Raw genomic sequence first — 14216 nt, 5'->3', positions numbered from 1 at the left:
CGCAACAAATGTCCGACGGAGTACCCGCGACGATACACACCGGTCGCTTCGCGTTGGGCGGCCGGTGTGTCCAATGTTTGGTTTACAGGCATTCTGCCAGCGTATTCGCCATGTTGCGGATCAATTGCGGATAGAGGTCCGCCCCCGGTTCAAGCTCGGCGCCCAGGGGATCGATCACGCCCGTAGTCGCCTCGGTGCCTTCGAGAACAGTTGCCACAAGGCCTGGATTGAACTGAGGCTCAGCCAGAACACAGTTTACGCCTTCCTCGTGAATGCGTCCCTGGATCTCGGCAATCCGCGCAGGGCTGGGGGCTGTCGCATCACTTAGGGAAATCGCTCCGGCTGCCGGAAAGTCGAAGTCGTTCTCAAAATACTGGTATGCATCGTGGAACACGATGAAGTTCCCTCCGCGCACCGGATCCAGTGTCGCCTTGATCTCTCCGGACAGAGCTTCCAATTCCTCGCGCGCTGCCGCAGCGTTTGCAAAGTAGGCACCTGCATTGTCGGGATCCGCTGCGGAAAGCTGAGAGGCGATCACATTCAACCAAGTGCCTGCATTCGCCGGTGAAAGCCACGCATGTGGATCATGGTCGCCATGGTTATGATCATCGTGCCCGGCGTGGTCATCAGGATCATCGTGGTCATCATGTCCGTGATCGTCGTGATCTGCATGCTTTTCATCATCATGATCCGCGTGGTCTTCGTCGCCATGTTCATCGTGATCGTGGTCGTCGTGGTCCGCATGATCTTCATCACCGTGGTCATCATGATCCGCGTGATCGTCATCCCCATGGTCGTCGTGATCGTCATGATTCTCATCACCATGATCGTCGTGGTCATCGTCCCCGTGGTCGTGGGCTTCGAACAACGCACTTTCCCGGAAGTCGAGCAATGTGGTTCCATCTGCTTCAAGCAGCGCTGTGACCGATGCGTTTTTTCCCAACGTTTCGATCGCTCCTTCAAGCCATGGCGTCAGGTCTTCTCCGACCCAAAACACGACATCGGCATTTTGCAACGCATCCGCATTTGAGGGACGCATGGTGTATCCATGCGGTGACGCCCCGGGCTGCACGATGAGATGCGGTTCGCCAACATCACCCATCACCCGAGCGACCAGCGAATGAACCGGAGCAATGTCCACCGCAACGTTTGGTGCATCCGCCAATGCGGTGCCACCCAGTAACGCGGCAGAGACTGAAAGGGATACAAGCTTCTTGGACATGAGAACCACCTTGTGATCTTATAACGTTACAGTTGCCTTACCTGATAAGGTTTTCCATGACAAGCGACAGCGATTGGCATCGGCATCGATCGGGGGGTGTAACCGGCGGCGCAGTTACATCGAAACAAGCTTGCCATCCTGCAAGTCCAACCTGTCCGGGGCCAGCGCCTGGCGGAACGCGGGCGCATGGCTGACCAGCAGGATCGCCTGTGGCAGGGATTGCAGGATTTCAAGTAGACGCGCCTCGTTCTTGGTGTCCAAAGCGTTGGTCGGCTCATCCAACAACAGCGCTTGAGGGTTCATCGCAAGAACCGTTGCCAGCGTGATCAGGCGCTTTTCCCCACCCGACAGCTTGTGCGTTGTCCGGTCCCTGAGATGCATCAAATCCAGATCGCTTAGAACCTGATCCACGATGGCGATCGCCTCGTCCTTTGTCTTGCCCAGGTTCAGCGGCCCAAAGGCGATGTCTTCGGCCACGGTGGGGCAAAACAATTGATCGTCGGGATCCTGAAACACAAGGCCGACATGGCGGCGCACCTCGTGGAAATCCGCCTCTACGCGGCGGGGGGTGCCAAACACGGAAACGGTGCCCGAAGACGGGCGCTGTAGCCCGAGCGCAATGCGCAACAGCGTGGATTTGCCGGACCCGTTCGGACCCGTGAGCGACAGTCGCTGACCGGCGTCTAGTGTCAGGCAGGCCCCATTCAGAACGGGGTCCTGTCCGGGATAGGCAAAGCAGATGCTGTCCAGCGCGATGAGCGTCATGAGAAATCTACAATGATCAATGCAAGACACAGCGCGCCGAGCCCGAGGCCGAAGGCAATGTCCCGACGGGTTAGCGAATAGTCTTGGAGCAGCAGCATCTGACCCGAAAAACCCCGACACTTCATCGCGCCAAGAATGCGTTCGGACCGCTCGATGGCCCGTACAAGCATCATTCCGACCAGATAGCCAAAGCTGCGATAAGTGTGCCAGTTCGTACCGGGCCGAAAGCCACGCACTTTCATTGCGGCCCGCAGACGTTGGTATTCTTCGTGCAGCACATCGATATAGCGGATCGTGAACATCAGCAGATGCACCAGCGTCTCGGGGCAGCGCAAACGATGCAGCGCATGGCCCAACGTGACCGGTTCCATCGTGCCGACCAGCACCATCAGCGCCAGGATCACCGCATTTGCGGTAAGGGCAATTTCGACGGCCTGCCAAAAGCCCTGCCAACTGGCGGTAAAGCCCCAAAGCGAAAAGATCGGATCGCCGGGCACGGAAAACGGCAACAGCACCAGCATGAATATGATGAACCCGTCCATCATCGCCATACGCTTCAACGTCGAGCGCCATGGCAGGCGGGATACCGCAAGCAGCGACAGCGCGATCATCAACGCTGCGGTCAGCGCCACCAGCGAAGACAACGCGACGACAACAATCGCAAACAGACAGGCCATGACGATACGCATGCGAGGATCGAGCGGGCTAATCATTCCCTGCCGTTCAGGGCCGACAGCCCCGGCCAATGCCTTGTCCTGTGACCCCAGTACGTGTGCCATCAGGAAGACCGCTTTCGCCGGGCGGCTATATAGAAGCCAACCCCGAACAGGCCGAAGATGTACCCGATCCCGCCAAGTATGGATTGCAAATCGTTGTGTTCGCGATAGGCGGCGATCTCACGCCGCAGCGGGCGGATTTCGTCTCGCACGGCCTCTGCGATGAGCCGCCGTTCTTCGTCGGTCAGCGATGCCACCGACCCATTGCCAGCTATCGCTTCGGCAGACACCGCTTTATTCTCGGAGAGGCTTTCCTTGCCGACTGCAACGCCCATGATCCCGGCCACGTCCTGCGCCGACATGACAACTTCGGCCACATGGCCTGCGCCAAGATCGGCATAGAACGTGTGCGCTATGGCGGTAGTCGGCGTGAACAGGAAAAACCCATCCGCATCGGTCACTGTGCGGCCCAGCTCCGACCCATCCGGACCAGTCACGATCACCTCGGTATCGGTTGCCATGTCACCGTTGGAAAAGCCAATCTCTCCTTCGATGGCGTCACCCGAGGCAAAAACCCCGGCGATCACCTTATGTGCGAAAGCGGGCAAAGGCGCACAACAAATGGCAAAGATCAGCGCAAACCGTATCATGCGATTGTCCTTGTGACGAATAGCTCGGGTTTGACCTTGCGCGCCAGCAGGACAGCAAATCCGGTCAGCACCGCCTCGATTACCATCACTGGGATATGGGCAAAGAACACGAGTTTCGCCGCAGGCAGGAATGCATCCCCCGACAACGCCAGCGATATGCCAACCATGATCGTCGTGGCGGCAATGGCAAACGCGCCGCCAACTCCACCCCAAATTGCACCGGCCACAGGCGTGCCGCGCCCGATCAGTGGCCGGAACAGCATTCCGGCCAATACCGCCGGCAAAGCGATGTTGAGCGTGTTGATGCCCAATACGGTCAACCCGCCAAAGCCAAAGAACACCGCCTGCAGCAACAGGCCCACGAACAGGGCCGGAAATGCGGCCCAGCCGAGCAAAAGCCCGGCCAGACCGTTGAGGATCAGATGCACTGACGACGGCCCGATCGGCACGTGAATCAGTGAAGCCACGAAAAAGCTGGCCGAAAGCACCCCGGCTGTGGGGATACGATCCAGATCAAGCGACCGCAGCCCGATGGCGATCCCACCTGCGGCGGCGACCGCACCGCCGATCACAACCGGGTTGGACAGGGCACCGTCGACGATGTGCATCCGGGGTTACTCCAGATCCCAGGCGCGGATCCAGATCACCGCATCCTGGCTCAGTTCTTTGCCCTCATGCTCGGTCGCGGGGCCCGAACCAAGTGCTGCAAATCCCCAGTATCCGGCTTTTGGAACCCCGAAGGAGAAATAGCCATTGGCGTCCGAAATCGCGACAACGGCGCCGCCGGGCATTGGCGATACGGTCGGATCCGAGGACGCGGCGCTGTCCATTTTCGGCTCTGCTGCCATGTACTCGATCTCGATCTCGGCCCCGGCGACCGGTTGACCGTCGGCCAGAACCTGACCGGTAAAGGTCGAGCCCGCGACGATGTTGTAGGGCTTGTTCAGCGGGATGATCTCGGTCGGCAGACCGGCGGGGTTCATCCAATCGGTCGGCAGCTGATTGCGGTTCAGGAACGCCTTGGTGATCTGCTGGATATAGATGTCCTCGGATTCCTCATAATAAGGCTGAGGCACCGTGACCATGACATAGTCGCCCGACCGCTTGACCGGCACCGACCCCTTGAAAGCCGCACCTTCGTTTTCAGGGCTGGTGAAGCGCACAGGCTCCAGCGTCTCTAGCAGATCCGTCTTTTCGCCATTGTGGATCACATAGAATTCCTGAGGCTTTTCCAGATCCATGACGCGGCCGTTTTCAAACGGGTGCCAGAAGATCAGCTTGACCGGCACATCGCCCGGCGCATCAATCATGGTGTCCGTGGTGTATTCCAGCAGAAAATGTGCTTGCGCGATCGCTGGAATAGTCAGCGCAACCGCAGCCGTGCAGAGCAGCTTTTTCATGGGGTCTTCTTCCTTGTCCCGACGTGCCAACCCCGGCACGCATTCTTGTTTGACACCGGGACGGTCCGAGCCTGCTCCCGTATTCGGGGCAACGGACCCGACGCACACCCCGGCGTCGGTGACACACCCCTTCCGAGGGTGCACATCCGGCAGGTCTCCTGACTTGCGGGTCAAAGCGTTGGGCTGGCCTTCCCGGGAAACCCCAGTGGCATGTCAGCCCTGCTCGCCGCTTACAGTTGCGGGGGCAGTTGCGGCATTGGGCGTTTGTCTGACAAAACCCGCACCGCATTCCCTTTTCTCCGGGCAAACCCGGAACCGGACACGCGACCGCAGATGCCAGACTCGGGTATCGTCCGTCAACCAAAATTCAGTCGGTTAGTGACAGCATGATACCCAGGTTATTTTCGAACACAGGCATAGTTTGGTGCTAATCTGACTCGCGTGCAAAGGCCTCCAGAACGGGATGAAATGACATGGCATCGAAAAAAGACCTGCTCAAAAAGCTGTTGAAAGGCATCGAGACCGGAGATCCCGAAGCCGCAACCGTTGTCAACGAAGCCAGATACATTCAGCACAATCCCCAGACACATGAAGGTAGCGAGGGCTTGGCCAATCTGTTCGCGCGGTTGGCCAAAACGAATCCCCGGGTCACTTTCATGAGGGTGTTCGAAGATGGTGACTTTGCTTTTGCGCATAACGAATACGACTTTTCCAGCCTGCGCGCCGCGTTCGAGGTGTTTCGGTTCGAGGATGGCAAGGCGGTCGAACATTGGGACAACATCCAACCCCTCAAAGGCCCGAACCCGTCAGGCCGTGGCATGCTGGACGGCAGCGCGGACACCACGGATTTAGACAAGACCGAGCAGAACCGGGATCTTGTGCGCCGGTTTGCCGAACAGGTGCTGGTTGGAGGTCAGACTGATCTGCTCGCGACATTCGTGCATGCAGACCTGATCCAGCACAGCCCCGAACTGGGCGACGGAGCGGACGCCTTTCGCGCCGCATTGGACGCGGTCCAGGACGGTACGCGGCTGATCCAGCACCACAAATTGCATCGTGTTTTGGCTGAGGGCAACTTTGTCCTTTGCATGTGCGAAGGCAGCAAGGCTGGGGTTCATACCAGTTTCTATCACCTGTTCCGCGTTCACGATGATCTGATCGCCGAGCATTGGGACACAGTCGAAACCATCGCTCCGCGCAGCGAATGGAAAAACGACAACGGAAAATTCTGAACGCGGACAACGGGATGTGCCTCACATCGCAAACGCCGTTTTAACAGAAACACTCCCGGTAGATTGGGCCGGGTTAAGTTCGGGAATATTGTGTGAAAGTGATGGGTGGCGGAGACGAAGGGATTCGAACCCTCGAGACCCTTCCGGGCCTACTCCCTTAGCAGGGGAGCGCCTTCGACCACTCGGCCACGTCTCCGCCGACGGGTATATCCTTGCAAGCAGCGGGAATACAAGGCGAAATTTCCATGTTGTGCTGTATCCTGGCAAATCTGCAGAACCTGTTGAAATTACGGTGAAACACCGGGAATTGCATTTGTGCGCGGCGGTGCATTCCGGGTGAACGCCGACCATCTCGAACAGAAAACCGCGCCGGCTGGTGGACTTGTGATGAGGGCTGGTGCTGAATCAGCGATGACGTGTGCGGATTGAGCCGCCGGCTTCAACCAATTGTTCATCAAAACACCGTTGATGCTGGCGAGCCTCGGAACGATTTCGACAGGTCAGCCGTGAATCCATGACCCCATTAGGCCTCGGGTACCGACCCGAATGGGCCCAATACTTGCCAAACATATCTGTTTCAGTGCATATTTGTTCAGATTTTATAACATAAATGACCAAACAAAGTAAGCATTCTGAGGTGCAAAATCGGGCGTGGGGCGTTTGTCGCCCCAACGGGAACCTTTGGGGGAAGGGACTTGGTTTTGGCCTGGGTAAAAGTTTTTGTATTCGCATTATTCATTGTGACGCTACCGGCGTCAGTATCAGCCGCAATCGGGAAGGTGCTAAGCGTCAAGCCTGGCGCCGAAGTGGTTCGTGCCGGAAAGACCATGACCCTGCGCAAGGGAATGGATGTGGCATCGGGCGACATGATTACCACGAACCGGTCGGGTGTGGTGCAGTTGATCTTTGTTGACCAGACCAAGATTGCCGTCGGTCCAAACGCCAAGATGGTGCTGGATGTGTCGATGCTGCGCGGAAATCGCAAGGCCAAAAGCTTTGCGGTGCAGGCTTTGGGTGGAAGCTTTCGATTTATTTCCGGCAACAGCAAAAAGCGGGCCTATTCCATCAAAACGCCAACAGCCACGATGGCGGTGCGGGGAACAACATTCGATATCTGGGTACCGTCCGGCAGCCAGAGTGCGATGCTGGTTCTCGAAGGCGAGGTGCAGATGTGCAGCCTGCGAGGCGGTTGCCGTCGTGGGGATTCGCAATGCAGCATGTTTGCCACCGGCCCGTCCGGGGGGGTCGGCCAGCCGGTCAGCGCTGCGCAATACGACAAGGCTGTGTCCAGCGGGTTTCCATTCCTGCAAGCACAGCAGCGGTTGCTGCCGCCGTTGCGGGTGAATATCGGCGGATGCTCGGGGACCGAGGCGCTGGCCCCACGGGTGCGAGCGGAAACACAAGAACCACGTCAGCGCGAAGAAGCAGAGCAACCCGAAGCGGCCCGATCATCCGCTGGCGCAAGATCGGCAAGCCGTTCGGCTCCGACACGATCCGACCCACCAGCCACGCGTGCCGAGGCGCGGGCTGGCTCGACGACGAGTGCCAGTTCCACGGCCGGTAGCGTCAGCGTGTCGGTGAACCTCTCAGATGATGGACCGGGTGGGTCAGGTACGTCCGCCAGTGCGACGGCCGGAGGAATTACAGCCGAGGCCGAAACGAGATAGCCGCGATGAAACCTGTCTCGTCCCCTTTGCCCACAGGAGTTTGGCGTGGCGGGTAACGCCAAAGGCTCGTTGGCGCGGCGGCTGGGTTTTCGCTTGGTCGGGCTGGGTTTGATCCTGTTTGGCTGCTTCATTCGCGTTTTGGACCCCTATCCGGTTCAGATGTCGCGCTTCATCTACTTCGATGTCTTGCAAAGGGTCTCGCCGCGCGCATATGACCCGGATCTGCCAGTGCGGGTTGTCGATATTGATGAACGATCTCTGGCGGCTTGGGGTCAATGGCCCTGGCCGCGGACGCAACTGGCGCAGATGGTCGAGCGTCTGGGCCACTATGGTGCAGCGTCCATTGCCTTTGACATGCTGTTTGCCGAACCCGACCGCTATAGCGTGTCGCGGCTGTTGCAGGACCCTGCGCTGGCGGATGTCCTGCGGGCGGACCGGGCTGCTCGGCTACTGGACAACGATGTGGTGTTCGGTGCGGAAGTTGCCAATTGGCCTGTTGTTATGGGAGTCGCAGCCCGATCCACCGACAGCGGCACCGTCGTCACGCCCAAGGCCGGGCTGGTTGAAATCGGTGAGCAACCTGCCGCCGGTCTTGTGAGTGTTCCGCACTGGACCCCTCTTGCACCGCCCTTGGGCGACGACGCGCTGGGGATCGGGGGCGTCAATGTCTCGCCCTTGGATGGGCTGGGGGTGGTGCGACGCGTGCCGGTGCTGTGGTCCGGTCCCGGCGGCGTCATGCCTGGCTTGGGTGTCGAAGCGCTGCGCGTTGCCATGGGCGAGTCTGTCTATTTTGCCGAAGGTTCGCAGGATGAGGTTGGCATCATGCTGGCGGTCGGCATCGGGGACTTCCTGTTGCCGACCACGGAAAACGGTGAGATCTGGGTGCGCTACAGGCGCGATCATCCGGGCCTTTATCTTTCGGCAGATGATATCATGCAGCGCGGTGACGACCCCGATCTGAGGGCCCAGATCGAGGGGCGGATCATTTTGGTCGGGACTTCGGCGGCGGGTCTGTTCGACATGCGCGAGACGACGTTGGGCGAATCCGTCCCTGGTGTGTCGATTCACGCGCAGATCATCGAGCAAATCATTCTGGGGGACACGCTCAGCCGGTCCGACGTCACCGCAGCGCTGGAGTTGCTGGCCTTTGTCATTCTGGGCATGGTGGTGACGTTCGTGATGTCCAGATACGGCGCGGTGGCATCCTTTGTCGCCGGTGGGGTGGCTGCTGCGGCTGTGATCGTGGTCAGTTGGCTGGCGTTTCAAAACCACTCGGTTCTGTTTGACGCGACTTTTCCGCTGGCGGGCGGGATGGCCAATTTCGGGCTGCTGGCGGGCTACCTCTTTATTTCGACCGAACGCGAAAAACGGGTCATTCGCCGCACCTTCTCGCACTATGTCGCGCCCGAGATACTGGACGAGATGGAGGCCAGTGGTCATCAGCTGAAACTTGGCGGCACCTCGCAGGAGATCACGGTGATGTTCTCGGATATCCGCGACTTCACACCTTTGTCCGAATCCGTTTCAGCCACCGAATTGGTCACCTTGCTGAACGCTCTGTTCTCGGAAATTGGGGATCAAATCCTGATCGAGCGCGGAACTATCGACAAATTCATCGGGGACGCGGTCATGGCATTCTGGAACGCGCCCGTGCCGGTCGCGGATCATCCGTTACGTGCGGCGCAGGCGGCGTTGCAAATGCGCCGGGCGCTGGCCGATTTCAATGCAGCACCCATCATGCGCGGGCGGCCCGCCCTTGCCCTGGCGACCGGTTGTGCGACGGGCGCTGCTTGCGTTGGAAATATCGGTTCGCGCCGCAGGTTCAACTATACCGTCATCGGCGATGTCGTGAATGTCGCCGCACGGATCGAACAGACCTGCCGCCATGTGGACTATGACATTCTGCTTTCAAGCGCGATCCATGCGGCGGTTGGTCAGAAACTGGCGATGTTGGAGGCCGGGTTCGTTGACCTAAAAGGCAAGGCCGAGCCCGAGCCGGTCTTTGTGCTTGTCGGCGACCGAGCAATGGCAGAGTCCCGGGATTTTCAGGCGTTGCGCAGCAAGCACCAAACTCTGATTTCCGCGATCCGTGAACATCGACCGCGGGATGAGGTGTCCGGCCTTTGCCGCGCGTGTTCAGCATTGGCCGTCGATCTTGAGCCTGGATTGAAACGGTTCTTCAACGCATTGCCGCGAAGGATGGTGGATTTCCAGGCCGCAAGCCGGGACGGGCGGGCTGAATTCAGCCACCATGATGCTGCTGGTCGGGTCGAAAGACTGCGCTCGGGCAGCTAACGCGCCACAACGAAACGGGCCGCGGCGTTTTCACGCTGCGGCCCGTCGTGTTCGGTCAGATGGATCGGTCTCGCCCCCTCGAATACTATCTAAAACAAAACCGGCTAAAACTTTCGATATATTCGAGACTGATCTGACATCCGAACCGGAACACCCTCATACTGTACCATCGAAGCAGGGCGTTCAGTGAAGAAGTTCACATTAAGGTAAAATTTTTCAGGCCCGCCACTCAAAAAAACCGGGACCCGCTTGTTTTAGCAGAGAATTTGCCAGTTCGCGGCCCAGATCAGCGGCATCTTCGGTTGGGCCTTCAATCGATTCTGAGATGGATTCGGACCCGTCAGGGCGCAAAACCTGACCGCGAAGACGCAGGGAATTGCCGTCAAGTTCGGCCAGCCCGGCAATCGGCGTTTCGCAAGACCCGTCGAGCCCGGCCAGCAAGCTGCGCTCGGCGGCAAGCCGGTCGGCAGTTGTGGCGCAATGAATGGCTGCCAGAAGATCACCCGCACGCTTGTCGTCAGCGCGTCTTTCGATCCCGATTGTGCCTTGCGCTATGGCTGGCAACATGGCGTCGGGGGAAATTGCGGTGGCAGGAACATCCTGCATTTGCAGACGACGAAGACCTGCCATTGCCAGAAAGGTACAGTCGGCGACTCCGTCGGCCAGCTTCTTCAGCCGGGTCTGAACATTGCCGCGAAACTCAACCACGTTCAGGTCCGGGCGGCGGTTCAGCAACTGCGCGCGCCGCCGCAGCGACGAGGTGCCAACCACCGCGCCCTCGGGCAGGTCCTCGAGCGTTTTCAGCCGGGGCGAAATGAAGGCGTCGCGTACATCTTCGCGCGGCAGGTATGTATCCAGCACCAATCCATCCGGCTGCTCGACCGGCATGTCCTTGGTCGAATGCACCGCGATATCAATGTCGCCGCGCAGCATCGCTTCTTCGATTTCCTTGGTGAACAGACCCTTGTTGCCGATCTCTTTCAGCGGACGGTCTGCGTCGATCATTGCCCGATTGTCACCGGTGGTCTTGATCACCACGATCTCGAACGCCTCTTGCGGCAGATCAAAAGCGATGCCCAGCCGCTGACGGGTCTCATGGGCCTGCGCCAGCGCCAGCGGCGATCCGCGTGTTCCGATTTTCAAGGGCGATGCGGGTGTGGGAAGTGACAGACTCATGCGCCAAGCTTTAGTCGCGTCACATTGCCCTGACAATGGGGGCAGAGCTTGACAAATTGCCACTGAGGGCCGACCCGTTGCCGCACAGCTGTAGAATTGGGGACAGGCATGGCCGGGAAAAAGAAATTGCTGCGGGCGCTGGCAGGAGAGGCGCAGGATGTGCCCCCGATCTGGATGATGCGGCAAGCGGGGCGGTATCTGCCCGAATACCGCGCGACGCGGGCGCAAGCCGGGGATTTCCTGTCGCTGTGCTATAACCCCGAGCTTGCCGCCGAGGTCACGTTGCAGCCCATTCGCCGCTATGGATTTGACGCGGCGATCCTGTTTGCCGACATACTGCTGGTGCCGCAGGCGCTGGGGGCTGATCTGTGGTTCGTCACTGGCGAAGGGCCCCGGCTGTCGACCATAACCCAGCAATCGGATTTCGACGCTTTGAAGCCGGTGGATGCGATCCATGAAACCCTTTCGCCGGTCTATGAAACCGTGCGCATCCTGTCGCGCGCATTACCATCCGAGACCACGTTGATCGGATTTGCAGGCGCGCCCTGGACGGTGGCGACTTATATGATCGCCGGGCGCGGCACCCCTGATCAAGGGCCGGCTCATTCTCTGCGCGAGCAGGAAACCGTGCTGTTCGAGGCGTTGCTGGACCGGATCACCGCAGCGACGATTGAATATCTGTCCGCTCAGATCGAAGCTGGTGCCGAAGTGGTCAAGATCTTCGACAGCTGGGCCGGATCGCTGAAAGGTGCGGCTTTTGAAAAATACGCGGTCGAGCCTTGCCGTATCATCACCCAGGCCATCAACCAGCGCCATCCAGGCATTCCCGTGATCGGGTTCCCGCGCGAGGCGGGCGAGGGCTATGTCGGGTTCGCCAAGGCAACCGGCGTGGATTGTGTGGCGCTGGACAATTCCGTTTCGCCCGATTGGGCTTCACGGCATGTGCAGGTGGATGGTTGCGTTCAGGGCAATCTGGCCTCGTCCCATATGGTGACAGGTGGACAAGCTCTGGTCGATGAAACCCGATCCATTGTCGAGGCGTTTTCAAACGGGCCGCATATCTTCAACCTCGGGCACGGGATCACACCCGATGCCGATCCGGCGAATGTGCAACTGATGATCGACACCGTTCGCGAGGGCTAGGCAAGGGAAGGGGCCAGCCCTCTTCTTCGCCTGCGGCGTCTTCCCCGCCCCGGGGTAGTCTTTGCCAGATGAGGGGTGGATCGGAAGGGCGTTCTGCGCGCTTGTTTTCCCGAAACGCGCAGTGTTATGTGCTTGGAAGGCTTGCGCCGCGCCGGTCAGAACAAGGGAACCGCATGACGACCATTCTTTCCATCAATGACCTGCGCAAGTCCTATGCTGGCGGGTTCGAGGCGCTGAAAGGCGTATCTCTGGAGATTGAGGAAGGGGAAATTCTGGCGCTGTTGGGGCCTAATGGCGCCGGCAAGACAACGCTGATTTCGACCGTGTGCGGGATCACGACACCGACCTCTGGATCGGTGTCGGTCGGCGGATACGATATCCAGTCGGACTTTCGGGCCGCGCGCAAAATGATTGGCCTGGTGCCCCAGGAAATAGCGCTGGAGCCGTTCGAAAAGGTTTGGAACACGGTCCGTTTCTCACGCGGCCTCTTTGGTCACGGTCGAGACAATGCCCGGATCGAAGAAATCCTGCGCACGCTGTCTCTGTGGGACAAGCGCAACAATGCGATCAAGGAACTGTCCGGCGGGATGAAGCGGCGTGTGCTGATCGCCAAGGCGCTGGCGCATGAACCCCGCGTTCTGTTTCTGGACGAACCCACCGCGGGTGTGGACGTGGAACTGCGCAAGGACATGTGGCAGATCGTGGCCGAGTTGAAACAGGCCGGTGTGACCATCATCCTGACCACGCATTACATCGAAGAGGCCGAGGCCATAGCCGATCGCATTGGCGTCATCGACAAGGGCGAACTGTTGTTGGTGCAGGACAAAGACGCGCTGATGGCGCAAATGGGGAAAAAGCAGATCGAGGTCATGTTGACGGAACCGATCAGCGTCATTCCCGATGCTTTGTCGGAGCATGGCCTGACCCTGAACGGCGCCGGCGACGCGCTGATCTATACCTACGACATTCATGCCGAACGCACCGGTATCACCACCTTGCTGAACGATGTCGCACAGGCGGGACTGGTGCTGCGGGACGTGCAGACTCGGCAATCGAGTCTTGAGGAAATTTTCGTCAATCTGGTGTCGGGAGAGCCCGCATGAACTGGTCCGCCATCGCCGCCATCTACCGGTTCGAAATGGCCCGGTTCTTTCGCACGCTGGCGCAGAGCTTTCTGTCTCCGGTTCTGTCCACGTCGCTGTATTTCGTCGTGTTCGGAACCGCCATCGGCAGCCGGATCCAAGAGGTCGAGGGCGTGTCCTACGGTGCGTTCATCGTACCTGGCCTGATCATGCTGTCGGTCGTGATGCTTGCGATTTCAAACGCTTCGTTTGGCATCTATTTCCCCAAGTTTCTGGGAACGATCTATGAACTGCTTTCGGCCCCGGTCAATTTCATCGAGATCGTGATCGGTTACGTCGGCGCCGCCGCGACCAAGTCGTTGTTTGTCGGGCTCGTGATTTTGATCACGGCCACGTTCTTCGTTGAAATACGGATTGAACACCCGTTTGCCATGGCGGCGTTTCTGATTCTGACCTGCCTCAGCTTCTCGCTTCTGGGCTTCATCATCGGCATCTGGGCCAGCAATTTTGAACAGATGTCACTGGTGCCGCAGCTTGTGGTAACGCCACTGATCTTTCTGGGCGGGACCTTCTATTCGATCTCGATGCTGCCGCCCCTGTGGCAGACAATCACGCTGTTCAATCCGGTTGTCTACCTGATCTCGGGTTTCCGCTGGTCTTTCTATGGTCTGGCTGATGTGCCGATTGTTTTCAGCCTGTTGGCAATCCTTGCCTTTACCGGTGGCTGTCTGGCCATTATCGGCTGGATATTCAAAACCGGCTGGCGCATCCGCAGCTAGGGCGTTGCATTTTTGCCCGCAGGATGTGTTATTTTGGTTGTCGTTGCGTTTATGGCCGGAAGGTTCCCTTGTTTAACGGTTTGGCGCAC

At 59.0% G+C, this 14216-nt stretch carries 13 protein-coding genes, 1 tRNA gene and 1 riboswitch; of the genes, 6 read left to right on the top strand and 8 right to left on the bottom strand.

What is annotated here, in order from left to right:
- Positions 1-82 precede the first annotated feature (82 nt).
- The 6 genes from ACR0LX_RS07020 to ACR0LX_RS06995 all read right to left on the bottom strand — a co-directional run bounded on the left by ACR0LX_RS07020 (position 83) and on the right by ACR0LX_RS06995 (position 4753).
- A complete protein-coding gene (locus ACR0LX_RS07020; protein ID WP_480783100.1) occupies positions 83-1222 on the bottom strand; it encodes a zinc ABC transporter substrate-binding protein in 1140 nt (379 codons plus the stop codon).
- A 114-nt stretch (positions 1223-1336) separates the two neighbouring features.
- On the bottom strand, positions 1337-1987 hold the full coding sequence (locus ACR0LX_RS07015; RefSeq protein ID WP_480783099.1) for an energy-coupling factor ABC transporter ATP-binding protein: 651 nt from the start codon (positions 1985-1987) through the stop codon (positions 1337-1339).
- A complete protein-coding gene (gene cbiQ, locus ACR0LX_RS07010) occupies positions 1984-2766 on the bottom strand; it encodes a cobalt ECF transporter T component CbiQ (protein WP_480783098.1) in 783 nt (260 codons plus the stop codon). The genes ACR0LX_RS07015 and cbiQ overlap by 4 nt, the downstream gene beginning before the upstream one ends.
- A complete protein-coding gene (locus ACR0LX_RS07005; RefSeq protein ID WP_480783097.1) occupies positions 2766-3353 on the bottom strand; it encodes a cobalt ABC transporter permease in 588 nt (195 codons plus the stop codon). Before ACR0LX_RS07005 ends, cbiQ begins: the two co-directional genes overlap by 1 nt.
- Complete coding sequence (gene cbiM, locus ACR0LX_RS07000) at positions 3350-3961, bottom strand: cobalt transporter CbiM (RefSeq protein WP_480783096.1); 612 nt, start codon at positions 3959-3961, stop codon at positions 3350-3352. The genes ACR0LX_RS07005 and cbiM overlap by 4 nt, the downstream gene beginning before the upstream one ends.
- A gap of 6 nt (positions 3962-3967) precedes the next feature.
- On the bottom strand, positions 3968-4753 hold the full coding sequence (locus ACR0LX_RS06995) for a DUF4198 domain-containing protein (RefSeq protein ID WP_480783095.1): 786 nt from the start codon (positions 4751-4753) through the stop codon (positions 3968-3970).
- Positions 4754-4884: 131 nt separating this feature from the next.
- Positions 4885-5088, bottom strand: a riboswitch (cobalamin riboswitch).
- Between the two features lie 138 nt (positions 5089-5226).
- Between ACR0LX_RS06995 and ACR0LX_RS06990 the strand changes: the two genes are divergently transcribed.
- The gene (locus ACR0LX_RS06990) at positions 5227-5985 is read left to right on the top strand and encodes a nuclear transport factor 2 family protein (RefSeq protein ID WP_480783094.1); all 759 of its coding nucleotides are present in this window, start codon (positions 5227-5229) and stop codon (positions 5983-5985) included.
- Positions 5986-6091: 106 nt separating this feature from the next.
- Here ACR0LX_RS06990 and ACR0LX_RS06985 read toward each other — a convergent pair.
- Positions 6092-6181 (bottom strand) — tRNA-Ser (locus ACR0LX_RS06985).
- A 631-nt stretch (positions 6182-6812) separates the two neighbouring features.
- On the opposite strand from ACR0LX_RS06985, the gene ACR0LX_RS06980 reads away from it, so the two are divergent.
- On the top strand, positions 6813-7652 hold the full coding sequence (locus ACR0LX_RS06980) for a FecR family protein (RefSeq protein ID WP_480783093.1): 840 nt from the start codon (positions 6813-6815) through the stop codon (positions 7650-7652).
- A gap of 45 nt (positions 7653-7697) precedes the next feature.
- Positions 7698-9947, top strand: coding sequence for a CHASE2 domain-containing protein (locus tag ACR0LX_RS06975; protein WP_480783092.1), 2250 nt, complete (start codon positions 7698-7700; stop codon positions 9945-9947).
- A 216-nt stretch (positions 9948-10163) separates the two neighbouring features.
- Here ACR0LX_RS06975 and hemC read toward each other — a convergent pair whose 3' ends face one another.
- The gene (hemC, locus tag ACR0LX_RS06970; RefSeq protein WP_480783091.1) at positions 10164-11123 is read right to left on the bottom strand and encodes a hydroxymethylbilane synthase; all 960 of its coding nucleotides are present in this window, start codon (positions 11121-11123) and stop codon (positions 10164-10166) included.
- Between the two features lie 108 nt (positions 11124-11231).
- On the opposite strand from hemC, the gene hemE reads away from it, so the two are divergent.
- From hemE to ACR0LX_RS06955, 3 genes are all read left to right on the top strand, one after another.
- Positions 11232-12266 (top strand): uroporphyrinogen decarboxylase, encoded by a 1035-nt coding sequence (gene hemE, locus ACR0LX_RS06965; RefSeq protein ID WP_480783090.1) that lies wholly within the window; start codon positions 11232-11234, stop codon positions 12264-12266.
- Between the two features lie 173 nt (positions 12267-12439).
- Positions 12440-13369, top strand: coding sequence for an ABC transporter ATP-binding protein (locus ACR0LX_RS06960; protein WP_480783089.1), 930 nt, complete (start codon positions 12440-12442; stop codon positions 13367-13369).
- Complete coding sequence (locus ACR0LX_RS06955; protein WP_480783088.1) at positions 13366-14127, top strand: ABC transporter permease; 762 nt, start codon at positions 13366-13368, stop codon at positions 14125-14127. Before ACR0LX_RS06960 ends, ACR0LX_RS06955 begins: the two co-directional genes overlap by 4 nt.
- The last annotated feature ends 89 nt before the right edge of the window (positions 14128-14216 follow it).

The organism is Ruegeria sp. CH11 (genome assembly GCF_056537105.1).
Note: the sequence above shows the minus strand (reverse complement) of the source record. Positions and strands in the feature narration are given on the sequence as shown.